This is a genomic window from Streptomyces sp. NPDC047000 (assembly GCF_040644295.1).
In the GTDB taxonomy this organism is placed as follows: Bacteria; Actinomycetota; Actinomycetes; order Streptomycetales; family Streptomycetaceae; genus Streptomyces.
The window spans coordinates 1-23,557 of the sequence record NZ_JBEYWE010000050.1 but is presented as its reverse complement, the minus strand read 5'-3'; the positions used below and the strand labels follow the sequence as shown (position 1 = coordinate 23,557).

The following is a 23,557-nucleotide window of genomic DNA, read 5'->3' as shown; positions in this document are numbered from 1 at the left end:
GGCCCGGGGGGGCCCCCCCCGCCCCCCCCCCCCCACGCCGGGTGCGGGTGGAGCCGGGGTCCGGCACTCCGCCGGACCCCGGGGACGGACCGGTCAGGCGACGTCGAAGCGGTCCAGGTCCATGACCTTGGTCCAGGCGGCGACGAAGTCCGTCACGAACTTCTCCCCGGCGTCGTCACTCGCGTAGACCTCGGCGAGGGCGCGCAGCTCGGAGTTGGAGCCGAAGACCAGGTCGGCGCGGGTACCGGTCCACTTGAGCGCGCCGGTGGCCGCGTCCCGGCCCTCGAACGCGGTCTGGTCCTCGGACGTCGCCTTCCACGCCGTGCCCATGTCGAGCAGGTTGACGAAGAAGTCGTTGGTGAGCACACCGGGAGTGGCGGTGAGCACACCGTGCGAGGACTGCTGGTGGTTGGCACCGAGCACCCGCAGGCCGCCGACCAGGACGGTCGTCTCGGGCGCGGTCAGGGTGAGCAGGTTGGCCCGGTCCAGCAGCAGGAACTCGGCCGGCAGGCGGTTGCCCTTGCCCTGGTAGTTGCGGAACCCGTCGGCGGTGGGCTCGAGGGCGGCGAAGGACTCGGCGTCGGTGTGCTCCTCGGTCGCGTCCACCCGGCCCGGGGTGAAGGGCACCTCGACGTCGAAGCCGGCGTCCTTGGCGGCCTTCTCCACGGCGGCCGAGCCGCCGAGCACGATCAGGTCGGCCAGGGAGACCCTCTTGGCACCGGTGTTGAAGTCGCGCTGGATGCCCTCGAGGACGCGCAGCACGGTGGCGAGCTGCTCGGGGTCGTTGGCCTCCCAGCCGCGCTGGGGCTCCAGACGGATCCGGGCGCCGTTGGCGCCGCCGCGCTTGTCGCTGCCGCGGAAGGTGGACGCGGACGCCCACGCGGTGGAGACCAGCTGCGCGACGCTCAGACCGGAGTCGAGGAGCTTCGCCTTCAGGGCCGCGACGTCGGCGGCGTCGACCGCCTCGCCCTCCGCCGCGGGCAGCGGGTCCTGCCACAGCAGGGTCTCGGCGGGCACCTCGGGGCCGAGCAGCAGCGACTTCGGGCCCATGTCACGGTGGGTCAGCTTGTACCAGGCGCGCGCGAACGCGTCCGCGAACTGGTCGGGGTTCTCCAGGAAGCGGCGGGAGATCGGCTCGTAGATCGGGTCGAAGCGCAGCGCCAGGTCCGTGGTGAGCATGTTCGGGGCGATCTTCTTCGACGGGTCGTGGGCGTGCGGCGTGGTGCCCTCGCCCGCGCCGTCCTTCGGCTTCCACTGGTGGGCGCCCGCGGGGCTCTGGGTGAGCTCCCACTCGTAGCCGAAGAGGATCTCGAAGAAGCTGTTGTCCCACTGGGTGGGCGTGTAGGTCCAGGTGACCTCGAGACCGGAGGTGATCGAGTCGCCGCCCTTGCCGGTGCCGTGGGTGCTCTTCCAGCCGAGGCCCATCTCGTCCAGGGAGGCGGCCTCGGGGTCGTTGCCCACGGCGTCCGCGGGTCCGGCGCCGTGGGTCTTGCCGAAGGTGTGGCCACCGGCGATGAGGGCGACGGTCTCCTCGTCGTTCATCGCCATCCGGCGGAAGGTCTCACGGATGTCGCGGGCCGAGGCGATCGGGTCCGGGTTGCCGTTGGGGCCCTCGGGGTTGACGTAGATGAGGCCCATCTGGACGGCGGCGAGCGGGTTCTCCAGCTCACGGTCGCCGGTGTAGCGCCGGTCGTCGAGCCAGGTGGTCTCGGGGCCCCAGTAGACGTCCTCGTCGGCCTCCCAGACGTCCTCGCGGCCGCCGCCGAAGCCGAAGGTCTCGAAGCCCATGGTCTCCAGGGCCACGTTGCCGGCGAGGACCATCAGGTCGGCCCAGGACAGGCTCTGGCCGTACTTCTTCTTCACCGGCCACAGCACCCGGCGGGCCTTGTCGAGGTTGGCGTTGTCCGGCCAGCTGTTGAGGGGGGCGAAGCGCTGCTGTCCGGCACCGGCGCCGCCGCGGCCGTCGCTGATGCGGTAGGTGCCCGCGCTGTGCCACGCCATACGGATGATGAGGGGGCCGTAGTTGCCGAAGTCGGCCGGCCACCAGTCCTGGGAGGTGGTCAGCACCTCGGCGATGTCCCGCTTGACGGCCGGGAGGTCGAGGGACCGGAACGCGGCGGCGTAGTCGAACTTCTCGCCGAGCGGGTTCGCGGCAGGGGGGTTCTTCGCAAGGATCTTCAGGTTGAGCCGCTCGGGCCACCACTGGCGGTTGCCACCGCCCTGTGTCGGGTGCGCCGCGCGCCCATGGGCCACGGGGCAGCCGCCCGCCTCCTCCGTCTTGGCGTCGGTGACGATGGCATCTGGGTTCTCGGCCATGGGAATCCCTCCGAAGGTAACTGGATCTGGTGAATCGTGTGGCTCTGGTGGATCCGGTGAAGCTGCTGGATCCGGTGGGGCGCAAGACACCGGCGGGGCGGGCGCGGCAGGTGGACGGCCCGGCCGCGGTGGCGCCGCACGCTCAGGCGCCGCGCGGGGTGGAGCAGTTGGGGCAGGTGCCCCAGTAGACGACCTCGGCCTCGTCGATCGCGAAGCCCCGGTCGTTCGAAGCGGTCAGGCAGGGCGCGTCGCCGACGGCGCAGTCGACATCGGCGACGACGCCGCAGGAGCGGCACACCACATGGTGGTGGTTGTCGCCGACGCGTCCCTCGAACCGGGCCGGGCTGCCGGCCGGCTCGATACGGCGTATGAGTCCCGCCGCGGTGAGCGCGTGCAGGGCCTCGTACACCGCCTGGACCGAGACATGGCCCACGCGGTCACGCACTCCGGTGGCGATCGCCTCGGCACCGAGGTGGTCGCCGTGCCGGACCGTCTCGAGCAGCGCGACACGGGCGGCCGTCACCCGCAGGCCGGCACCGCGCAGCTCGTCGGCGGTCGTCGGGTTCCGGGATGCGGTCATGGGACCAACCTACCCGCATAAAGGCGAACGGTTCAAGAAAACGAATCGGACAACTCTTTCGCGTCACGCCGTACGGCGTTCACCCGAGCGGATCAGCCGGCGTTCACCCGAGCGGACCGGTGCCCCGCGCGGCGGAGCCGCCCGCCCCGGCCGTCACGGGTCTCCTCCGACCGATCGGCTCCCGCCTCTGGTCACGGCGAGCTACCGGACGGTATACAAGCCCGGTCGATACGCGACGGCCGTGCCCCTGGCGCGGTCCGCGCGATGTCCCGGCTCCAGGGGGAGGACTTCATGGCACAGGACGCACGGACGGGGACGGACGGCGGGGCCGGGGCGGCGGCAGGGGCGGGGGGACGGCGCCGCCGCAGGCCGGCCGCGGTGAGCGCCGCGGGCGCGGCGCTGGGGGCCTGCGCCCTCGTCGCCGCCGCCACGGTCCCCGCCTCGGCGCACGGTGACGGGCCCGGCGGGCACTCCGGTCACGACGGCGGCACACGGTACGTGTCACTCGGCGACTCCTACACCTCCGGACCCGGCATACCGCGGCAGGTGGACGCGGCCTGCGCCCGTTCGGACCACAACTACCCCTCGATCGTGGCGTCCGGGCACCGGGTGACCGCCTTCGACGACGTCAGCTGTGCCGGGGCGACCACGGAGCAGATGTGGACGGCGCAGGGCGCCAATCCGCCGCAGCTCGACGCGCTGGAGCGCGGCACGGACGTGGTGACGGTCCAGATCGGCGGCAACGACGTCGGATTCGGCTCGATCATCGCGACCTGCGCCGCCCTCGGCGCCCAGCACCCGGCGGGCAGCCCGTGCAAGGACCACTACGGCGTCTCGGGCACCGATCAGCTGACGGTGAACGTGCTGGAGACCGCCCCGAAGGTCGACCGGGTGCTGCGGGCCGTGCGCGCCCGTGCCCCGCACGCGCGCGTCCTCGTCGTCGGCTACCCGGACCTGCTGCCCGACGACGGCAGCGGCTGCTTCCCCTCGGTGCCGTTCGCCGCGCAGGACTTCCCGTATCTGCGGGACACGGAGAAGCGGCTGAACCTGATGCTCCGGCTGGTCGCGGCCCAAAACCACGCCGGGTACGTCGACACCTACGGCCCGACCGCCGGCCACGACATGTGCAAGGCCCCGGCCGACCGCTGGATCGAGCCGCTCCAGCCGGCGTCCCCGGCGGCCCCCGCCCATCCGAACGCCCAGGGCGAGGCGGCCATGGCGCGCGCTGTGTCGGCACGACTGGACGAAGGGCGCGGCAGGGACTGAACCGGGCGGCGGGCCACCGTGGGTGTGATGTTCGGCATGGGGCAGGGTTGAAGACCGCAGAAGGGGCAATGCTCACTTTTATGCCCCGGACCCGACCCGTACAGCAGGTGAACCCATGACGACGGCGGCCAGGACCACGACCGGGACGCCGTCCGCCACCACCGCCGGCCAGACCCGGGGAGAGACCCCCGGGCAGGCTCCCGGGCGGGACCGGCCGTCCGCCGCGCCGGTCCCGCTGCCGTCCCTCACCGGACTGCGGTGGATGGCCGCGCTGCTGGTCTTCGGGCTGCACGTGCGCAACTTCGGCTATTTCGGCGGCACCGGCGGCGACCTGGTGAACTGGGCGTTCCGGGCCGGGGCGAGCGGGGTGTCGTTCTTCTTCGTGCTGTCGGGCTTCGTGATGCTGTGGTCGGCCCGGCCCGGCGACCGCGCGCCCGCCTTCTGGCGGCGCCGCCTCGCCCGGGTCTACCCGGTGCACCTGGTCACCGCCGCCCTCGCGCTGCTGCTCGCCGTCACCACGGACCGGCTCCCGGTGCCCCCGCTGTCCGGGGGAGTCGCCAACATACTGCTGGTGCACTCCTGGTGGCATCCGTGGTGGCAGACCCTGGACCCGGTCAGCTGGTCGCTGGCCTGCGAGGCGTTCTTCTACGCCGCCTTCCCGCTGCTCGCCCCGGTGCTGCGCCGTCTCGGCGCCCGGGGCTCGGCCGCGCTGGCCGGGGTGTCGGTGCTGGCGGTGCTCGTGCTGTCCTGGGCCGACGCCCACCAGCTGCTCGGCTTCGCGGCGTACACCCATCCGCTGGCCCGGCTGCCGGAGTTCGTCCTCGGCGCGGCGGCGGCGCGGCTCGTGGTGCTCGGCCGCTGGCGCGGGCCCGGCCTGGAGGCGTCGCTCGCCCTGGCGGTCATCGGCTACTTCCTCGTCCCGCAGGTCACCCGCGGCTACCCGGCGACCGCGTGCACCATCACCGGTTTCGCCCTGCTGATCCCCGCGGCGGCCGTCGCGGACCTGCGCGGGCTGCCGTCGCTGTGGCGCCACCGGCGGCTGGTGCGGCTGGGGGAGCTGTCGTTCGCGTTCTACATGGTGCATCTGCTGGTGCTGTGGACCGCCGCGGAACTGACCGGGCGGTCCCCCCACTACGACCCGCCGGCGGCGATCGCCGTCACGGCCGTGACCTTCGCCGTGTCGCTCGCGCTGTCCTGGCTGCTGTACGAGGGTGTGGAGCGCCCGGCGCGCAGGCTGCTGCTGCGCTCCCGGCGGCCCGGTACGCGTCCGGCACCGGCCCGCTGAACCCGACGGGGCCCCGGACGTCACCGGGAGGCGACGTCCGGGGCCCCGCTGACGCGTCACCGCACGGGGGACGCCCCGCGCGCCGCCGTCAGGCCCGGCGCCTGCGGGAGGCGTACAGCGCGCCCGCTCCGGCGACGACCACCACGGCGGCCGCACCGGAGATCATGCCGAGCGGGGCACCGGCACCGGTCTCGGCGAGCGGCTTCTTGCCGCCCTCCGCGGACGGCGCGGCCGACGGTGTCGCCTCGAGGGGCGGCACCTCGGACGTGGTCGTCGGCGTGGAGGTCGGCTTCGGCTTGGCCGTGGTGCCCGGGGCGGTCGTCCCGGCGGCCGGGGTGGTGCTCCCGGCGGGAGCGGTGGGCGTCGCGGGCGTGGCCGGGGCGGACTCGCCGGCGGTGGGCGTCGATCCGCCCGTCGTGCACGCCTTGTCGCCGCCGTTCCAGGCCGCGATCAGGTGGTACGGGGTGTTGACGTTGTCGGGCCGGTACGGCGCGGGCCCGTGGCCCTCCCCCGACCCGCCGTCGTAGGTGACGTCGTCGCCGTACAGGTCGATCTGGCCGTAGCAGTCGGGCGTGCGCACGGACAGCTTCTGCCAGCTGTCCCCGGCGTCCGGTCCCGCGACGTCCTTGGCCGTGAGCCGGACGGTGTCCTTGGTGACCAGGGTCTGGTGGCCGGAGCTCGCCCAGTCCGGTCCCTCGGTGGTGTACTGCGCGAGGGAGACCGGGTACGTGCAGCCGTCCCCGACGCTCTGGCCCGCGGCGAGCCGCACCTCGACGGTGGCGGGGGCGGTGTCCCACTGGTGGAACCCGCCCTGCGAGGTCCAGTCCGCGCCCACGACCTTGCCGTCGGCGTCGACGATGCGGTACTGGACGGTGGCGGACTCGCAGCCCCCGGAGGTCGATGCCTGGGCGGCACCGGTGCCGAGCAGCGGCACCGCGGCACCCGCGAGAGCGGCCGCGGCGAGCACGGCGAACCTTCTGGGCTGTTGCGAACGCGACAAAGTTGGCCTGGCTGACAAGATTGCCTCTGTGGAGTGAGATGTGGGAGGTGGCCGGCCACGAGCGCCACCCGCGGGGCGGACGCGCGGACGGCAGCCGCCACCGGCACGCCCGCCGGGCGGCGCGTACCCCCGGACACTCCCGGCGGGGCACGCCGCGACCGGGTCACTCGCGGCCACTTCGCCCCGCCCCTCATGCGACGGGAGCCGGGCGGAGTGAGCTGAATTCTTGTCACCTTCCGCAACTCCAGTCAATTCCGCACCAGTTCACGAGGCCGGTGACGGCCCAACTATGGTCATTCCTGTGAGAATGCGCCCTCATCAGCAAGAAGCCGTGGACGCGGTGGTGCGTGCCCTCGCCCGGCCGGCCTCCGGACCGCTGCCCGAGCGGGGCCTGCGCACCCAGGTCGTCATGGCCACCGGATCCGGCAAGACCCTGGTGGCGGTGCGCAGTGCCGAGGCGTTGCGGGCGGGCCGGGTGCTGGTGCTGGTCCCGTCGCTGGACCTGCTCGCGCAGACCGAGGCCGCGTGGCGGGCGGCCGGGCGGACGGGGCCGGTGATCGGGGTGTCCTCGCTCCGCGGGGACCAGGCCGGCTTCCCGAACACGACGGACCCCGGCGAGCTGGCGGCACGGGTGCGGCCGTCCGGGAAGGTGACGGTGTTCGCGACGTACGCCTCGCTGGGACTCGGCACCCTGGAGCGCGCGCACGCCGCGGGGCTGCCCGGCTGGGACCTGATCGTCGTCGACGAGGCGCACCGCACCTCCGGCCGGATCGGCAAGCCGTGGGCGGTGGTGCACGACAACACGCGCGTGCCCGCGCTGCGGCGGCTGTACATGACGGCCACCCCGCGGCTGTGGCAGCCGGAGGAGGACGGGAGGGAGCCGGAGGCCGGGCCCGGGGGGCCGGGCGAACTGGTCGCGTCGATGGACGACGATCCGGCCGGGCCCTTCGGAGCGCGCTGCCACACCCTGACGCTGTCGGAGGCCGTCGACCGCGGTGTCTGCGCCCCGTACCAGGTGGTGTGCGTGGACGTCACCGACACGGCGCTGCAGGCCGCCCGGCTGCTGGGTGCCGAGGACCGCAGCGACCGGGTGCGCGGGGCGCGTCTGGCGGCGCTGCAGACGGCGCTGGTGAAGGCGGCGGCCGAGGAGGGGTTCCGGCGCACCCTGGTCTTCCACCACATGATCAAGGAGGCCGAGGCGTTCGCGGCCGGGCTGCCCGGCGTGGCCGCGCGGCTGCGGTCCGGGGATCCCGGGCGGTATCCGGGGACGGTGTGGGCGGACTGGCTGTGCGGCGAGCACCGGCCGCTGCACCGGCGGCGCGTGCTCGCGCGGTTCGCGGCGGGCGGGGATCCGGCGGGCGGGGACAGGGCCGGCGGGGCGGACGGTCTCGCCGGCGGGGCGGACGGGACCGGTCTCGCGGGTGGGGCGGACAAGGCTTTCCTCAGCTCGGTGCGGGTGCTCGGCGAGGGGGTCGACACCAGGTACTGCGACAGCGTGTACTTCGCCGATGTGCGCGGCTCGATGCCCGACCTGGTGCAGGCCGTCGGGCGGGCGCTGCGGATGCGCCCCGATGAGGGCAAGGTCGCCTCGCTGGTGGTGCCGGTGCTGCTCGGGCCGGGCGAGACCCCGGACAGCATGCTCACCTCACGGGCCTACGGCGGCCTCGCCCGGCTCCTGGAGGCGCTGCGCGCCCACGACACCCGGGTGGTGGAGCATCTCGCCCAGCCGCAGGCCGCCGGCCGCTCTCTCAAGGGCCGCGGGGCCGGGGGCGCGGAGGAGGAGCGGCGGGCGGGCGGGGCCCGGGAGGTGAGCGGCCCGGCGCGGGCGCTGCTGAAGTTCTCGGAGCCACGCGATCCGGCGGTGCTCGCCGCGTTCATCGAGCTGCGGGTGCTGTACCCGGAGCGCACGCACTGGCTGCGCGGTCTCGAGGCCGCCGCCCGGTACGCGCGGGTGCACGGGGATCTGCGGGTGCCGTTCGTGTTCCGGGCACCGGAGGCCGGCGGCGGGGAGCCTGAGGAGTGGCCGGCCCCGTCGGCCGGTTTCCCGCTGGGCCAGTGGATCGCCGACGCCCGCCGCCGGCACGCCCGCGGCACGCTGGAACCGGAGCGGGTGGAGCGGCTGGAGAAGCTCGGCATGGTCTGGTCCCACTTCGACGTGGCCTGGGAGGAGGGGCTGACCGCCGCCCGTGCCTGGGCCGCCGGGCACGGCCATCTGCTGGCGCCGCAGGACGCGGCGCAGCAAGGCTTCCGGGTGGGCGTCTGGCTGAAGAACGCCCGCGCCGCCGCCCGCAGACCGGCGTCGGCGCCCGGCGCCCTGCCGGACGAGCGGCGGGAGCAGCTGGAGGAGATCGACCCGGCGTGGTGCCCGGCCTGGCCGGTCGTCTGGCAGCGCTGTTTCCACCTCACCCGCGAGCATCTGGCGGCCGGTCACCCGCTGCCCGCGGATCCGGGCACGGTGGTGGTCCAGGGCGACGACCTCGGCGCCTGGGTGCGGGCGCAGCGCCTCGGCTGGGACCGGCTGGGCGCCCCCCGGCAGTGGCTCTGCGCCCAGGTCCTCGGCATCACCCCGGCATCCGCCGAAGAGCTTCCCCCGCCGCGCGTCCCGCACGCCGAGAAGTGGGCCCTCGGGCTGGCCGCCGCCCGGCAGTTCCGCGACCGCGAGGGACACCTCCGGGTCCCGCGCGCCCATGTGGAGACGGTCACGGTGGGCGAGGAGGGCGCCCGGCAGACCCGGCAGATCCGGCTGGGTTCCTGGATCGGCAACCAGCGCTCCCGCGCGGGCACGCTGAGCCGGGAACGCACGGCCCGGCTCGACGAGCTCGGCATGATCTGGGCGTAGCCCCGGCCGGGACCTCCGGGGCACCCGGCGGGGGTCCCGGGAGCGGACCGGCACCGTCCGGAGGCCGAACGGCCCGGAAGACACCGAACGGCTGAACGGACGGCGCGACTGGGCTAGCCTCTTCCTTCCTTGGGTGCGAACTGGCGTACGGGGAAGACGACTTCGGGGGTTCAGTGGGAGAGCAGCGGCCGGTCCCGGCGGCGGACGGCGCCGCGGCGTTACGGCAGACCGGGGCGGTGCCCCTGCGGCCCGCCGATCCGCGTCACATCGGCCCCTACGCCGCCCTCGCCCTGCTGGGCAGCGGCGGCATGGGGCGGGTCTGTCTGGCCCGGGCGGCGGACGGCGGGCCGGGGCTCTTCGCGGTGAAGGTGATCAGGCCGGAGTACGCGGAGGACGCCCGCTTCCGGCGCCGGTTCCGGCGCGAGGCCGAGGTGCACGGCCGGCTGGGCGCGCCGTACGCGCCGCGGCTGTGCGGCACCGGCTTCGAGGACGACCTGCTGTGGATGGCGACCGAGTACGTCCCCGGGCTCGACCTGTCGACCACGGTGCGCGGTGGCGGCCCCCTTCCGCCGGGCACCGTGTGGCGGCTGGCCGCCGATCTGGGGCGGGCGCTCGCCGGTCTCGCGGCGGGGGCGATCGTGCACCGCGACCTCAAGCCGTCCAACGTCCTGCTGTCCGCCCGGGGCGCCCATGTGATCGACTTCGGCATCGCGAAGGCCGCCGACGCGAGCGCCGTCACCGGCACCGGCAACCGGGTGGGGACTCCCGCCTACATGTCGCCGGAGTATCTGAGGACCGGGGAGTGCGGGCCCGCGTCGGACGTGTTCTCGCTCGCCGGGACCCTCGTCCACGCGGCGACCGGGCGGGCGCCCTTCGGCGACGGCTCGGGGGTCGACGTGCTGCACCGGATCGCCTTCGAGGCCCCCGACCCGCGGCTGACCGCGGCGGTCACCGCGGCCGACCCGGAACTCGGCGCGCTGCTGTACGCCTGTCTCGCCAAGGAACCGGCGCACCGGCCGACCGCGCGGGACCTGGTCGACGCCGCCGCCCGGCACACCGGCCCGCCGGGGCCGCCCGCCTGGCCCGGCCCGCTGGCCACCAGGGTGGCGGCCCGGCAACGGGCGTACGACGCCCTCAGCGCCCTTCCCCTGGAGGAGGCCCTGCGGCTCCGGGCACCGGTCGACCGGCCGAGACTCACCCCGGCCGGCGTGCCGGGGCCTGCGGCGGCGGGGCCGGGGACGACGGGGCCTGCGGCAGCGGGGCCCGGGACGGCAGGGCCCGCGGCAGCCGATCCCGGAAGCGCGGGCCCCGGACCGGCCGGACCCGGGTCGGCCGGACCCGGATGGGCCGGACCCGGGGCATCAGGATCCGGAGCACCGGGACCCCGGTCTGCTCCACCCGCGGCAGTCGGGTCCGGGACGGCCAGGTCCGAAGACGCGGGGCCGGGGGCGTCCGGACCCGGGGCAGCCGGTCCAGGACACACCGGCGCCGAGGAGGCCGGACCCGGGACGGCCGGCCCTCAGGCGGGCGGACCCGCGGCGGCCCGGCCGGCGGCGGCCGGACCCGGAACGGCCGGCCCCGAGGCCACCGGCCCCGGGGCGGCCAGGCACGGCGAGGCCGGGTCCGGGACGGCCGCCCCTGCGGCACGCAGGCCGAAACACGCCGGACCCGCAGAGTCCGCACCCGGACACACCGGCGCCGCGACGGCCGGACCCGGAACGGCCGAACCCGCCACGACCGGACCCGCAACGCCTGGCCCCGAGGCCACCGGCCCCGGAACAGCCCTTCCCCGCCCCACCGGCGACGACGGACCCGGGCACGCCGGACCCGCAAAGACGGGTGCCCCGGAGGCCGGAGGCGAAGCGGCCTCGGCCGAGGGGGCGGCCGTCGTGGCGGCCGGAGGTGCCGGGGGTGCCGGAGGGGGGCCGCATCCGCGGTTACCCGGGGCGGGAGCCCGTGACCGGGTGCGCCGGAGGCGTGTGCCGGCCGCCGTCGCGGGCCTCGCCGTCTGCGCCGCCGCCGTGGTCGCCGTCGTCGTGCTCCGGCACGACGGAAACCCGGCGGCCGCCGCGCCGGGCACGGTCACCACGGCCACCGGTGCCGTACCCGGCCGGGGCACCCTCCCGGCCGCGTCCGGCGGTTCCCACGGGACGTCGCCAAAGGGGGTCTCCGGGCAGGGCGCGGCCGCCACGGCCGACGGGGACGCCGGCCGCCCCGAGAGCTCCGGCACCGCCACCGCGCCGCACACCGCCGGCCCGACGCGGTCGGCCGGCGCCGCCACGGGACACCCGGCCGGCTCCGCCACCCCCGCGGCGACCAGCGCCCCGGCCTCGCCCGCCGCCCCGCCCGGGGACACCGACTGCTCCTACTACGCCGGGTACGGACGCACCCGCCTGGGCGACAGCGGCAGACGCGTCCTCCAGGTGCAGTGCCTGCTGGCGCAGCACGGCTACGGCCTCGGCGGCGACGGCGTGAGCGGTGACTTCGGAACGGGGACCGAGAGCGCCGTACGCGCCTTCCAGGGCGCCGCGGGGCTGCCCGCCGACGGGGTCGTGGACCACGGCACCTGGGCGGCGTTGCGCGGCACCGGCTGACGCGGGGGGGGCTCAGGTGGCCGCCGGGGACGACGCCCCGCCCCGGAGCCGTTCCAGGTCCGAGGGACGGACCTGGATCACGACCAGGGCGATCACCGCGGCGACGGCCGTGAGGATCGCCGCCGTGACGAAGGCGGCCGAGACGCCCGCCGTGAGGACCTGGTCGGACCACGGGGGCGGAAGCGTCCCGGTGCGCCGGAAGCGCAGCTTCTCGGCGGGGGTGGCCTGCGCCAGGAAGGCCGGGACCTGGGTCCGGGCCTCGGTGCGCCCGGCGGTGCCGAACACGGTGACCAGGATGGACAGGCCGAGCGAACCGCCGACCTGCTGGGTGGCGTTGAGCAGCCCGGAGGCCGCGCCGGACTCGCGGCCCCGGACACCGGAGAGCGCGGTCAGGGTCAGGGACACGAATTCCATGCCCATGCCGAGTCCGAAGACGAGCATCGGCCCGAGGATGCTGCCCGCGTACGTGGACTGCGCGTCGGTCCGGGTCAGCCAGGCCAGCCCGGCCGAGGCCAGGACCGCGCCGGTCACCATGAACGGCTTCGGCCCGAACCGGGGCAGGAAGCGGGAGGCCAGCGCCGCGCCGACCGCGATGACGGCGCTGACCGGCAGGAACGAGAATCCCGCGGCCAGCGGGCTGAAGTGCAGCACGTCCTGCACGAACAGGGTGAGGAAGAAGAACATCCCGAACATCGCGGCGGCGAGGCTCAGCATGATGCCGTAGGTGCCGGCGCGGTTGCGGTCGGCGAACATGTGCAGGGGGGTGATCGGCTGTCCGGAGCGGCGTTCCACGAGGACGAAACCCACCAGGACGAGCACGGCCGCCGCGAAGGACGCGAGGGTGAGCGCGTCGTGCCAGCCTTCCTGGGCGGCCCGGATGAAGCCGTAGACCAGCAGGACCATGCCGGCCGTGGACAGCAGCGCGCCTCCGATGTCGAAGTGCCCGGGGTGGCGCTCGGACTCCCGGATCCAGCGGGGTGCGGCGAGGACGATGAGCAGCCCGATCGGCACGTTGACGAAGAACACCCAGCGCCAGTTCAGCCATTCGACGAGCATCCCGCCCGCCAGCAGGCCGATCGCTCCGCCGCCCGCGGACACCCCGGCGAACACCCCGAAGGCCCGGTTGCGTTCCGGGCCCTCGCGGAAGGTGGTGCTGATCAGGGCCAGCGCCGTGGGTGAGGCGACGGCCCCGCCCACGCCCTGCACGGCCCGCGCGGCCAGCAGCTGCCCGGCGCTCTGGGAGAGCCCGCCGAGCAGGGAGGCCACGACGAAGAGCAGCACCCCGGCGACGAAGACCCGCCGCCGGCCGAGGATGTCGCCGGTGCGGCCGCCCAGCAGGAGCAGTCCGCCGAAGGTGAGGGTGTAGGCGTTGACGACCCACGAGAGGCTGGTGGTGGAGAAGTCCAGGGAGCGCTGGATGTGGGGCAGCGCGATGTTGACGATCGTGATGTCCAGGACGATCATCAGCTGGCACGAGGCGATGACCAGCAGGGCCACGGGGCTTCCGCCACCGGTGTCGCCGGCGGCTGTCCGGGTCGCCGAGGTCGGCCGGGAACTGCTGCTCATGGCATGTCACAGGGCTGGAGCGCGAGTCGTTCCCGTCCGACGCTACGCCCGTCCCAGGGAGGTCACCACTCGATCGCCGCCGGGCCGCCGCAGGGCTCGTCTCATGGTCCCCGCAGGTCCGCACGGCGCTGCCCGGCGGAGTGTTCGCCGTCGACCGCGGTCGGCGCCCCGGGGGGCGGGGCCTCCCCAGCGGTGAGGTGTTCCAGCACCTCGGCCAGTTCCAGGCACGCCTGTTCCACCGAGCGCCGGGTGTTGCGCTGTTCGGTGATGAGCGCGGACAGCAGCAGCGCGGTCAGGGCCATCGAGCCGTTGAAGGCCTGGAGTTTCAGCATGACCGTCATGGAGCTCATGTTCTCGAACGCCCCGGTGCGGTCCGTCGCGGTGACGGTCGCCATCACGGACGCGTCCAGCGCGCACAGCATGCTCCCGACGAGCTGGAAGCTCAGCGCCGCCCAGATCAGCAGGGGGTAGACGAGGAACAGCAGACTGACGGAGCTGAGCGTGGCCACCGGCACGATCACGCAGGTGGCGACGGTGAGTGCGACGGCCTCTTTCCAGCGGGTCAGCCGCGGGGGCCGGCGCGCCTCCATGAGGACGAGCAGCAGCGGGGTGACGATCAGGACGCCCATCGCGTCGCCCACCCACCAGGCGGGCCAGACCCGCCAGAAGCCGTCCGCCGCCAGTTGACCGGTCAGGACGAGGAGTCCGACGCCGATGGTGGCGCTGATCAGCGTGGCGGTCAGCGCGGCCAGGAACACCAGTGCCAGCCCGTCGCGCAGCCGGCCGAGGTCGGTGCGGAAGCCCACCCTGCGCAGCATCAGGTACCCGCACACCGGTGCGGCCGTGTTGCCGAAGACGGTGCCGATCACGGCGAACTGCACCGGGGAGAGGGACATGACGACGAACAGGACCCCGAGCGCGATGCCCGGCCACACCCAGATCCCGAAGACCAGCAGGCACGCCAGCGCGACACCCGTCGACGGCCACAGGGGGGTCACCACGGCGCCCTCGACGGTCAGCCCGCGCAGCAGACCCAGCCGCCCCGCCCCGAAGTAGGCGGCGGCGACCGTCAGCGTCTGCAGGACGAAGGCGGCCGGTCTGCGCAGTCGCTGGACATCCACCACAGATGCCATCAGACACCGATGCCGCCGGGTCGGCCAGGCGAGCGGTGCCACGGCCGCCGGTCAGGGCCGCCACCGCGGCAGCGGGCCCGGCTCGTCATGGCCCACGACCAGGACGGCCGCGTCGTCCTCGTGGCCCACCCGCTCGGCCCCCTTGATCACGGCCGCGGCGAGCCAGTTGGCGTCCAGGCCCGCGACGGCCGCGATCCCGGAGAGCCGGACGATGGTGTCGAGCCCCTCCTCGAGGCTGAGTTTCGGTCCCTCCACGACGCCGTCCGTGACGAGGACGAAGACGCCGCCCGTGGTGAGCCGGGACCGGGAGACCGGGTACCGGATGCCCCGTTCGATGCCGAGCGGGGGTCCGCCCTCGTCGTCGGCTATGCCGGACCTGCCGTCCGCGGTCGCCCAGACGAAGGGGATGTGGCCGGCCCGCGCGCTCTCCATGGTCCCGGTCTCCGGGTCGAGCCGCAGGAAGGTGCAGGTGGCGAAGAGCTCGGAGCCCAGGGAGAGCAGCAGGTCGTTGGTGCGGGCGAGGACCTCGCCCGGTTCGCCGGTGACCGTGGCGAGGGCCCGCAGCCCGGCCCTGACCTGGCCCATGAACGCGGCCGCCTCGATGTTGTGCCCCTGGACGTCGCCGATGGACAGCCCGATGCGGCCGTCGGGCATGGCGAAGGCGTCGTACCAGTCCCCGCCCACGTTGAGGCCGTGGTAGGCGGGCGAGTACCGGACGGCGAGCCGGAAGCGGGGGGTCACGGGCAGGTCGCGGGGCAGCATGCCGCGCTGCAGCGCGATGGCCAGCTCGACCTGGGAACGCTGGAGCTCCGCGCGCTCACGGGCCTGGGCGGTGAGCGACCTGAGGCGGCGCAGCAGCTCGTCGCCGTCGTCCAATGAACGCATACGGCTCATTCATCACTCCGGCGGGGGTGGCAGCCCCAACGGGACAAACCTCTGCTTTTACCTTGAAAGGATGATAGCGACTGTTCCCGGCATCATGTCGTCCGAGGGCCACTACCGGCACCCGCCCGGGACCCCGCGGCCCCGGCCGCTTCGGGGTGCCGGGCAGCCGGGATCCCGAAGCGGCCGGGGGCACGGTCCGGCGGTCCGGCCGGCACGAGACGTACCCCGGACCGGCGGAAGGCCGGAGGGGGCGGTCAGGTGCCGCCGCGCAGGTTGCCCACGGTCCTCAGGAGGCGGTCGGCCGGGGTGCGCAGCCAGTCGTGTGCCAGCACCGTGTTGCGCAGGCCCCGTACCGGGCGGCGCCACAGCCGGTGGGCCAGCGCCACGGGATGCCCCCGCCAGGCGAAGCCCTCCCCCACCCGCAGCTCACGGGTCTTCAGCCAGTCCTTGTACTCCTTGTCGCCGCGCCCCAGGTCCAGGACGCGTACGCCGTCCCGGGCCGCACCCTCGGCGGTGCGCAGATGCATCATCAGGCCCGGTGAGTAGTAGCGCAGTTCCGGGTCGTACGCCGTGAACCATGCCGCCAGCACCGAGCGCGACCGGGGTCCGAAGTGCGCCGCCACCGGCCGGTCCCCCGCGTACAGCACGGACAGCACGCCCGAGAAGTGTTCTTCGCGCACCTGGAAGAGGTGGTCGACCAGGCCCACGATCCACGGCCGTGCGAAGCGGTCCATACGGCCCGTGCGCCGGTACTGCGCCGACTTCCAGTTCATCAGCCGGCGCAGCACCGCGGGGTCCCGCTCGTCGAAGACGTACCGCAGGTCCCCCAGGTCGCGCGCCAGGCGCCGTTCCTTCTTCAGGACCGTCTTCGCCAGTCCCGGATAGACCGACCGCAGCCATCCCGGGTACCCCCCGTCCGGGTCGCCCGGCGCCAGGTCCACCACCGGTGACGCGAACGTTCCCGTCACGAACGGCCCGAACGCCTCCTGACCCGCCACCAGATGGTCGAACTCGAACATGGAGAGCCCCGCGCCGCGCAGCACGTCCCGGGCCTCCCAGCTCAGCCCGGCACGGTGCACCATCCCCTGGCAGTCCGACAGCCCCATGCCGATGGCGCGCCCCACGCCGAACGCGCCCCGTTCGAAGGGCAGGAACCCCGCGGCCTCGCCGTCCTCCCGCAGCACCGCCACCCGCGCCCCGCCCCGGAACAGCCCCACCCCGGCGGCGAACTCCGGCGCCAGGAACGGGTTGGCGAACACCTTCGACCCGTCCATCACCTCGTGCCACGCCTTCACCCACGGCACGCCCAGCTCAGCGGGTCTCACCACCGAGATGTCCATCGCCCAGACCGCCCCCCTACGACGTCCGGCGCGCCCCGCGCCGGCCACTTCATCGGCGCCCGCACCCACCCGTGCCGGGTAGGCGCCCGGTTCCCTCCCGGGCGTCCCGGGGGGCCGAACCGTCCACCGCGGATCAAACGTCGCGAAAGCGCACGCAGCCTGTCAAGACCGTCCTCCCCCATCGGACATCCCGTGGGGCGCGGCCGGAACGGACGATTGCCGGTGCCCCGCCCTACTCTTCGGGCATGACCTACGGACTCGTCACCAAGTTCCTCGCCCTGCCCGGTGAGCGCAATGCCCTCGCCGACTGTCTGCTGACGGCGGCGCGGCAGCTGGCCGCGGACCCGGGCTGTGTCCACTACGTCGTCGCCACGTCGGCCGAGCCGGAGGCCGTGTGGGTGACGGAGGTGTGGACGGACCGCGCCGCGCACGACGCCTCGCTGGACTCTCCGCAGGCCAGAGCCTTCATCGAGCAGGGGCGGCGGCTGATCGCGGGGGTGGCCGAGCAGACTCCGCTGGCGGTGCTGGGAGGGGTGGGGCTGCCCGACTGACGCCGGACACCGCCCCGGCCCGTCCGTGCAGGCCCGTCCGGGCAGGCTCAGGCGGGCCGCCCGGCGGCGCGCAGCAGGAGGACGGTCACGTCGTCGGTGTACTGGCCGACGGGCCAGGAGCGGTGGATCAGGCCGTCGGCCAGACGCTCCGGGTCGGTGTCCCCGGCGCCGGCGAGATAGCGGACGAGGTCGTCCGTGGCCCGGGCGGCGTCGGCGCCGGGCAGTTCCACCAGGCCGTCGGTGTGCAGCGCCAGCACGGCGCCGGGCGGCAGGGGCGCGGTGACGACGGGGTAGTCGGAGCGGGGGTCGACGCCCAGCAGCGGTCCGGGGTCGGGGGACAGCACACGCGCCCGGTGCGGGCCCTCCCGCAGCAGGGGCGGTACGTGGCCCGCGCTCGCGAAGGCGACCTCGTGACGGGCCAGGTCGATCTGGGCGTAGAGACAGGAGACGAGCAGTTCGGAGTCCAGGTCGACCAGGAGGCGGTTGGTGCAGGACAGGACGTTGTCGGGGGTGGCGCGGGCGGTGGCGTGGGCATGGATGGCGGTGCGGACCTGGCCCATCAGGGCGGCGGAGGCGATGCTGTGGCCCTCCACGTCGCCGATGACGGCGGCGGCCGTGGTGTCGTCCAGGCGCAGCAGGTCGTAGAAGTCGCCGCCGACGTCGACGCCGTGCCCGGCGGGCAGGCAGCGGGCGGCGACGTCGAGCCCCTCGAGCTTCGGCAGGGTGTGGGGCAGCAGGGCGCGCTGCAGTTCCTGGGCGAGGCCGTGCTGGGTGTCGTAGAGGCGGACGCGGTCCAGGGCCTGGGCCAGCAGGCCGCCCAGCGGGATGAGGACGGCGCGTTCGTCGCGGGTGAACTCGTGGGGGTGGTCGTAGGAGAGGACGCAGCAGCCGACCGGGCGCCCCGTGACGGACAGCGGGAGGAACGCCCAGGCGTCACTGCTGCTGATCCGCGGCACCTGCGGATAGCTCGCGGCCAGTTCGTCCCAGCTGCCGAAGAACACGGTCGCGCCGGTCTCCATCACATAGCCGGCGGGCAGGAGATCGTTGCCGAGGGGCAGGCCGTCGAAGCGTTCGATCATCTCCTCGGGATAGCCGTAATGGCCGGTGATCCTCAGGCGGCCGGCTTCGGCGGAGCACAGGAGCAGACCCTGCGCACCGAACGCGGGCAGGATCTGGTCGGCGATCACCGCGACCAGGTCGCACACGGTCACCGCCTGGGTGAGGGCGGCCGCCAGGTGGATCAGCTGGTAGAGGCGGCCGGTGGCGCGCACGCCGGGACGTGGCGCGGTCCCCAGCGTCTCGCTGCCCGGTGGCTGCTCGCCCGGGCGGGTGACGCAGACGCTGATGCCGGTCGCGTCCGGATGGAGGCGGAAGATCAGCGGGTCGCCCTTCGGGGGTGACGCGGTGAAGGAGATGGGTGCCCGGCTGACCACGGCGGTGCGGTAGCGGTCCTCGCAGACGGGGTCGTCCAGCCAGGGCAGGGCCTGCCACGGCTGGAGGCCGAGCAGCCGTTCCGCGCGGCGCCCGAGCAGATGGGCGGCGGTGGTGTCGGCGTAGGTGATGCGGCCCTCCAGGTCCAGGGCGAGGATCCCTTCGGGGAAGCGTTCGACGCAGTCCGCGGCGGCCTGCTCCGTCCCGGCGGGAAGCGGCGGGTGCGGATGGCCGAGGGGTACGGGGACCGGTGACTCGGGCAGCGAGGGCGGGTACGGCGAGTCCTCGACGAGTCGGGCCATGCCGTGGGCACCCGCGGTGATGTGGCCGCGTTCACGGGCCGTGATCTCACGGGGGTGGTCGGCGGGGAACATCAGGACCACACCGCCCCAGCAGCGGCGCGCCCCGGTGAGCGGGACCGCGGCGAGGGAGAAGCGGTACGGCAGGACGGCGGCGGTCCGCGGGTAGCGGTTGGTCATCTCGTCCTGGTCGCCGACCCACACCAGCCGGTCGTCGCGGATGGCGTCGGCCACCGGGACGGGAGCGGTCAGCAGCAGCCGCTGCCAGGGCGCGGTGAACTCCACGGGCAGCCCGCACAGGGCCACCAGCCGGAGTGCCGCGGCGCGGTCCTCGATGAGGTAGAGGCCGGCCGCGGAGGCACCGGTACGGCGCGCGGTGGCGGCCAGCACCGCCCGCAGCGCCTCGTCCAGTGCCGCACCTCCGGCGGCGACCGGGCCGCCACCGGGCGCCACCGGCTCACCGGGCACCACACAGTCCCCGGGACCGCCCGCCTCACCACCGAGAGGGATCGCACTCACATCCGACATACCAGGACGGTATGCCGGATATCGAACGTCGCCAAGTGAGCGGGACGGATCATGGCCGGATCCCGTCCGCGGGATCGCCGTGTCCGTGTCCGGGAGCGTCCGGCATGGGTAGCCCTACGGCACGAACGCGGGCCCAGGGGTGGGGGGAGCTTGCCCTGGTGACATGGCGGCGGACCGGCTCGGCGGCGCACGGGACACGGTGGTCACGGAGGAGAAGCGCGATCCGCACCCTGCGGGCCCAGGGCAGGTACGGGCCCCGGCTGCGCGAGGTGCTGCCCGGATTCGCCGGTGTCGTGGCCGTGGTCTGCGGCGTCGTCGCGGCGCTGGCCGTGGGGTACCGGCGGCTGGGCCCCGCTGTTCCGGCCGCCTTCCTGGTGCTGCTGACCGGGGCGGCCGTGGCGGCCGTACGGCACCACCGGCCGCTGGCCCGGCGGCGCCTGGGGTACTACTCCGCCGCGGAACTCGCCGAGCTGGACACCCAGGGGCTGGCCCTGGCGGTCGCGCGGATCCTGCGCCGTGACGGCTGGCGGGTCCAGCCGCTGCCCGACCACGGCCGTCCGCGGCTGCGCGCGCGGGACCGCGGGGGCCGGCACCTGGAGGTCGTGTTCCGCCCGGTGGCCGAACCCCTGCCCGACGAGGAGCCGCCGCACCGCGCGGGACGCCGGCGGCCGCCCGGCGGCTCGCTGCGCCTGGTGGTCCACCGCGGTGTCTTCAGCGCGCGGGACACCCGCTGGGCCGAGCGGCAGGGCGACACCTGCCTCGTCGACGGCCCGCTGTTGCAGCGCTGGGCGGCGGGGACCCCGCTCCGCGACCTCACCGGGGGCCGGTGACGGCCGGCCCCCGGCCCCGACCGGACCCGGCGGTACGGGCGGCCCAGGCCCGGCCGGACGGGTGCGGCCCGGCCCGGACAGAAGGGGTGCGCGCAGACCCCGCCCCGGCAGACCGGTGCAGGCAGCGGCAGGCAGGTGACGGCCGGACCGGTTCAGGTACCGGGGCGCTTGTGGTGGTGCGCGGCGGCCGTCCGGCCCACCGAGGCCGCCAGTTTGCGCAGCAGACGCCAGTCCAGGCGGGGCTTGGGTTCCGGGACTCCCGGGCGGTCGCGGGGCACCCGGACGCGCAGGGCACGGCGTGCGATGCGGCAGTGCACCGGCGAGGGCAGCACGAGGGCCTCGCCGTCGAGGCCGACCTCGAGCTCGGGGGCGTCGCCGCTGATCGTCACCTCCTGCGCGGTCAGCACGGCGAGGTTCTCCGACTGCGGGTCCAGCACCATCTCGGCGGCCTGCACCGCGCTGTCCACCTTGACGGCGAGGACGCCCAGCCGCCCGGAGTTGAGCCGCATACGGCGGCCGAGGCCGAAGGGGTCGTCCGTGCGGTACGGGTTGTTGCTCACCAGGGCCGCCTGCGGGTCGGTGAGCGTGGTGCCGCCGGCCCGGACCGTCAGCCGCGGGCCGCGCTGCCGGGTGAGCAGGTCGGGCAGCATCTGGAGCACGGTGCCGACCTTGTCGTCGCGGTAGCCCGGACTCTGCACCACCGCCGCGTACGCCCCGAAGGAGGCGTTGTTGACGAACGGCCGGTCGGCGGCGAACCCCAGGTCGACATGGAGTTCGACGCCGTCGGTGAGGGCGTCGAGGGCGGCGGCGGGGTCGGCGCGGTCCAGGCCGAGGTCCAGGGCGAAGTGGTTGCGGGTCCCGGCCGGGACGACGAGGAACGGTACGCCGTGGGCGGCGGCGACGGCGGCCACCAGCGCCTGGGTGCCGTCCCCGCCGCCGACGCCCAGCAGGTCCGCGCCGTCGGCGACCGCGGACTCGGCGAGCGCCGTGACGTCCTGGTGGTGACCGGGGTCCAGAAGGACGACGCGGACGCCGAGACGCTCGGCCTTCTCCCGCAGGCCGAACCGCTCGGCCTTGCCGCCGCCGGACCGCGGGTTGAGGATCAGGAAGGGCCGCCGGGGCGGCGGCGTACGGTGCTCCCTGACCCGTACCGGACGCAGTCCCGTGCTGCGCAGCGCGTACCGCCCGGACCAGACGGCCACGGCCCACAGCGCGAGGGACACCGCGATCACCCACAACTGGCCCGCGGCGACGAACAGGACGACCACGGCCGCCGGGGCGCCGACCGCGAGGACACCCGCCGCCACGCGGGCGGCGCCCCGGCGGGACAGCACCCACCACAGGCCTGCCGCCGCGACGGCGAGCCCGGCGAGGGCCGCCGCGAGCAGCAGCAGGCCGACGAGCCCGCCCGCGGCGAGCGGCAGCAGGGCGGCCGTCGCGGCCGCGGCCAGAGCCGACCGGGCCGCCCAGCGCTGCCGGTGGTGCGGGTCCGCGCCAGGTGTCGTCGAGGCTCCCATGGGCTTTCCGCTCTCCGTGGTCGGCGGGGCAGGACTGAGCAGGACCGAGAGGTACCGGCTTCAGCATATGAGCGCCGGACGGCTCGGAAGGCGGGTCGCGCCGGTCATGAGGGCCGGACGGGTAAGAACCTGCCTGAAGGGCCGGGCCTGCCGGGCAGCTCAGGGGGTGAAGACCTCGTCGAGGCGGTCGATGGCTCCGTCGCCGCCGACGTGGTACTTGAAGACCAGCCCGGAGTCCGGGTGGGCGTCGAGCCAGTCCAGGAACTCCTGCACCCCGATGTGCTGGTTCGCGCTGCTCTCCACGATCGGGTTCGTGGCGGTGACGTAGGCGGCCTGGTCGAGGGGCATGGGGATCTCCTTGCCCACGGTCACGAACGGTGCCCCGTCCGAATCCGCGGGTGCGCAGCCCCAGTTGCCGAGCCTGACGATCAGGTGGAGGGCGCCGCCCTCGGGGGTGTAGCGGTAGACGGCGAGTTCGTCCGGGGAGATCGGCATCTTGTGGTCGCAGCCGGTGCCGCCTCCGGCAGCGGAGCCGGCGGTGCCCGCGGGCTTCGCGGACGCGGCGGACGAGGTGGTCGCGGCGGGGGCGGCGGAGGTCTCCGCGGCGGGCTTCGCGGACGCGGTCACGCCGCCGGAAGCACCGGAAGCGCCGAAGGTGCCGGTACCACCGCTGCCGCTGCCGCCGGGCACGGTGCCCGTGGCCGCCGGGCCGGGCGTCGTGGCGCCGGAGGCGCCGGAGCCACCGCTCCCGCCGCACCCGGCGATCGTGAACACGGCGACCGCGCAGGCGCCGAGCACGGCGGCACGGGCGGCGGCGGGTCTGCGGCGGCGGGTCACGGTCGGTGTCATGGCTGGTCCCCCTGGGGTGTCGTCGGTCGGCCCGGCGATCCGACCGGGTCGACTGGAAGGACGATATTCGGCCATCGGCGGTTTCACACAGCCCGGCGGGACCGAGCCGGGCGCGAGGCCACTGCCGGGGGATGCGAGGATTTGCCCATGGCACTTCAGACCTACTTCGACATCACGATCAACGACGAGCCCGCCGGGCGCATCACCTTCACCCTCTTCGAGGACGTCGTCCCGAAGACGGCGGAGAACTTCCGCGCCCTCTGCACGGGCGAGAAGGGATTCGGGTACGCCGGATCGTCGTTCCACCGCGTCATCCCCGATTTCATGCTCCAGGGAGGTGACTTCACCGCCGGCAACGGCACCGGCGGCAAGAGCATCTACGGCACGAAGTTCGAGGACGAGAACTTCAAGCTGCGGCACGACCGGCCGGGCCTGCTCTCGATGGCGAACGCCGGGCCGAACACCAACGGCTCGCAGTTCTTCGTCACGACCGTCGTCACCGGCTGGCTGGACGGCAAGCACGTCGTCTTCGGCGAGGTCGCGGACGAGGCGAGCATGCAGCTCGTGAAGAAGATCGAGGCGCTCGGCTCGCAGAGCGGCCGCACCGCGGCGAAGATCACGATCTCGGCCTCCGGCCAGCTCTGATCCCCGCGTCACGGTCCAGAAGGCGTCGTCGGCCGGGTGCGAGGCGTAGACGTAGTCGGCGAGTTCCTGCGCGGTGCCCTCGCCCTCGTGCTCGGACCACAGC

The 23,557-nt window shown here is 74.6% G+C and carries 17 protein-coding genes; 7 read left to right on the top strand and 10 right to left on the bottom strand.

Translation table 11 applies throughout. The annotated features are described in order from the left end of the window. Positions 1 to 93 precede the first annotated feature (93 nt). The gene (gene katG, locus ABZ862_RS37505) at positions 94 to 2,316 is read right to left on the bottom strand and encodes a catalase/peroxidase HPI (protein ID WP_360968812.1); all 2,223 of its coding nucleotides are present in this window, start codon (positions 2,314 to 2,316) and stop codon (positions 94 to 96) included. 142 nt (positions 2,317 to 2,458) lie between these two features. Continuing rightward, a complete protein-coding gene (locus ABZ862_RS37500; RefSeq protein ID WP_360968810.1) occupies positions 2,459 to 2,896 on the bottom strand; it encodes a Fur family transcriptional regulator in 438 nt (145 codons plus the stop codon). A 291-nt stretch (positions 2,897 to 3,187) separates the two neighbouring features. Between ABZ862_RS37500 and ABZ862_RS37495 the strand changes: the two genes are divergently transcribed. Beyond that, positions 3,188 to 4,162 carry an SGNH/GDSL hydrolase family protein gene (locus ABZ862_RS37495; protein WP_360968807.1) on the top strand — a complete coding sequence of 325 codons (975 nt, stop codon included), beginning with the start codon at positions 3,188 to 3,190 and terminating at the stop codon, positions 4,160 to 4,162. A 115-nt stretch (positions 4,163 to 4,277) separates the two neighbouring features. Further along, the gene (locus tag ABZ862_RS37490; RefSeq protein WP_360968804.1) at positions 4,278 to 5,447 is read left to right on the top strand and encodes an acyltransferase; all 1,170 of its coding nucleotides are present in this window, start codon (positions 4,278 to 4,280) and stop codon (positions 5,445 to 5,447) included. Between the two features lie 88 nt (positions 5,448 to 5,535). On the opposite strand, the gene ABZ862_RS37485 is transcribed toward ABZ862_RS37490, so the two are convergent. Continuing rightward, positions 5,536 to 6,414 carry a hypothetical protein gene (locus tag ABZ862_RS37485; protein WP_360968801.1) on the bottom strand — a complete coding sequence of 293 codons (879 nt, stop codon included), beginning with the start codon at positions 6,412 to 6,414 and terminating at the stop codon, positions 5,536 to 5,538. Positions 6,415 to 6,754: 340 nt separating this feature from the next. Between ABZ862_RS37485 and ABZ862_RS37480 the strand changes: the two genes are divergently transcribed. After that, positions 6,755 to 9,286 carry a Helicase associated domain protein gene (locus ABZ862_RS37480; protein WP_360968818.1) on the top strand — a complete coding sequence of 844 codons (2,532 nt, stop codon included), beginning with the start codon at positions 6,755 to 6,757 and terminating at the stop codon, positions 9,284 to 9,286. Between the two features lie 173 nt (positions 9,287 to 9,459). Next, positions 9,460 to 11,880 carry a protein kinase gene (locus tag ABZ862_RS37475; RefSeq protein ID WP_360968798.1) on the top strand — a complete coding sequence of 807 codons (2,421 nt, stop codon included), beginning with the start codon at positions 9,460 to 9,462 and terminating at the stop codon, positions 11,878 to 11,880. 12 nt (positions 11,881 to 11,892) lie between these two features. Here ABZ862_RS37475 and ABZ862_RS37470 read toward each other — a convergent pair whose 3' ends face one another. The 4 genes from ABZ862_RS37470 to ABZ862_RS37455 all read right to left on the bottom strand — a co-directional run bounded on the left by ABZ862_RS37470 (position 11,893) and on the right by ABZ862_RS37455 (position 16,804). Then, entirely contained in the window at positions 11,893 to 13,446 is a 1,554-nt protein-coding gene (locus ABZ862_RS37470; RefSeq protein ID WP_360968795.1) for an MFS transporter, read from the bottom strand. Positions 13,447 to 13,547: 101 nt separating this feature from the next. Next, entirely contained in the window at positions 13,548 to 14,579 is a 1,032-nt protein-coding gene (locus ABZ862_RS37465) for an MASE1 domain-containing protein (protein ID WP_360968792.1), read from the bottom strand. A gap of 51 nt (positions 14,580 to 14,630) precedes the next feature. Further along, entirely contained in the window at positions 14,631 to 15,473 is an 843-nt protein-coding gene (locus ABZ862_RS37460) for a PP2C family protein-serine/threonine phosphatase (protein WP_360968790.1), read from the bottom strand. 245 nt (positions 15,474 to 15,718) lie between these two features. Continuing rightward, positions 15,719 to 16,804: a GNAT family N-acetyltransferase gene (locus ABZ862_RS37455; RefSeq protein ID WP_360968788.1), complete on the bottom strand. Its 1,086-nt coding sequence runs from the start codon at positions 16,802 to 16,804 to the stop codon at positions 15,719 to 15,721. 245 nt (positions 16,805 to 17,049) lie between these two features. Here ABZ862_RS37455 and ABZ862_RS37450 point away from each other — a divergent pair, with 245 nt between their 5' ends. Continuing rightward, positions 17,050 to 17,355 (top strand): putative quinol monooxygenase, encoded by a 306-nt coding sequence (locus ABZ862_RS37450; protein WP_360968785.1) that lies wholly within the window; start codon positions 17,050 to 17,052, stop codon positions 17,353 to 17,355. A gap of 47 nt (positions 17,356 to 17,402) precedes the next feature. Here ABZ862_RS37450 and ABZ862_RS37445 read toward each other — a convergent pair whose 3' ends face one another. After that, positions 17,403 to 19,613, bottom strand: a complete 2,211-nt coding sequence (locus ABZ862_RS37445) for a SpoIIE family protein phosphatase (RefSeq protein WP_360968782.1) — start codon at positions 19,611 to 19,613, stop codon at positions 17,403 to 17,405. A gap of 158 nt (positions 19,614 to 19,771) precedes the next feature. On the opposite strand from ABZ862_RS37445, the gene ABZ862_RS37440 reads away from it, so the two are divergent. Then, on the top strand, positions 19,772 to 20,443 hold the full coding sequence (locus ABZ862_RS37440) for a hypothetical protein (protein ID WP_360968779.1): 672 nt from the start codon (positions 19,772 to 19,774) through the stop codon (positions 20,441 to 20,443). Between the two features lie 152 nt (positions 20,444 to 20,595). On the opposite strand, the gene ABZ862_RS37435 is transcribed toward ABZ862_RS37440, so the two are convergent. Together ABZ862_RS37435 and ABZ862_RS37430 are read right to left on the bottom strand one after the other, a co-directional pair. After that, positions 20,596 to 21,960 carry a diacylglycerol kinase family protein gene (locus ABZ862_RS37435; RefSeq protein ID WP_360968776.1) on the bottom strand — a complete coding sequence of 455 codons (1,365 nt, stop codon included), beginning with the start codon at positions 21,958 to 21,960 and terminating at the stop codon, positions 20,596 to 20,598. A gap of 159 nt (positions 21,961 to 22,119) precedes the next feature. Next, positions 22,120 to 22,809 (bottom strand): hypothetical protein, encoded by a 690-nt coding sequence (locus ABZ862_RS37430; protein ID WP_360968815.1) that lies wholly within the window; start codon positions 22,807 to 22,809, stop codon positions 22,120 to 22,122. A 147-nt stretch (positions 22,810 to 22,956) separates the two neighbouring features. Between ABZ862_RS37430 and ABZ862_RS37425 the strand changes: the two genes are divergently transcribed. Next, the gene (locus tag ABZ862_RS37425) at positions 22,957 to 23,454 is read left to right on the top strand and encodes a peptidylprolyl isomerase (RefSeq protein ID WP_360968773.1); all 498 of its coding nucleotides are present in this window, start codon (positions 22,957 to 22,959) and stop codon (positions 23,452 to 23,454) included. The last annotated feature ends 103 nt before the right edge of the window (positions 23,455 to 23,557 follow it).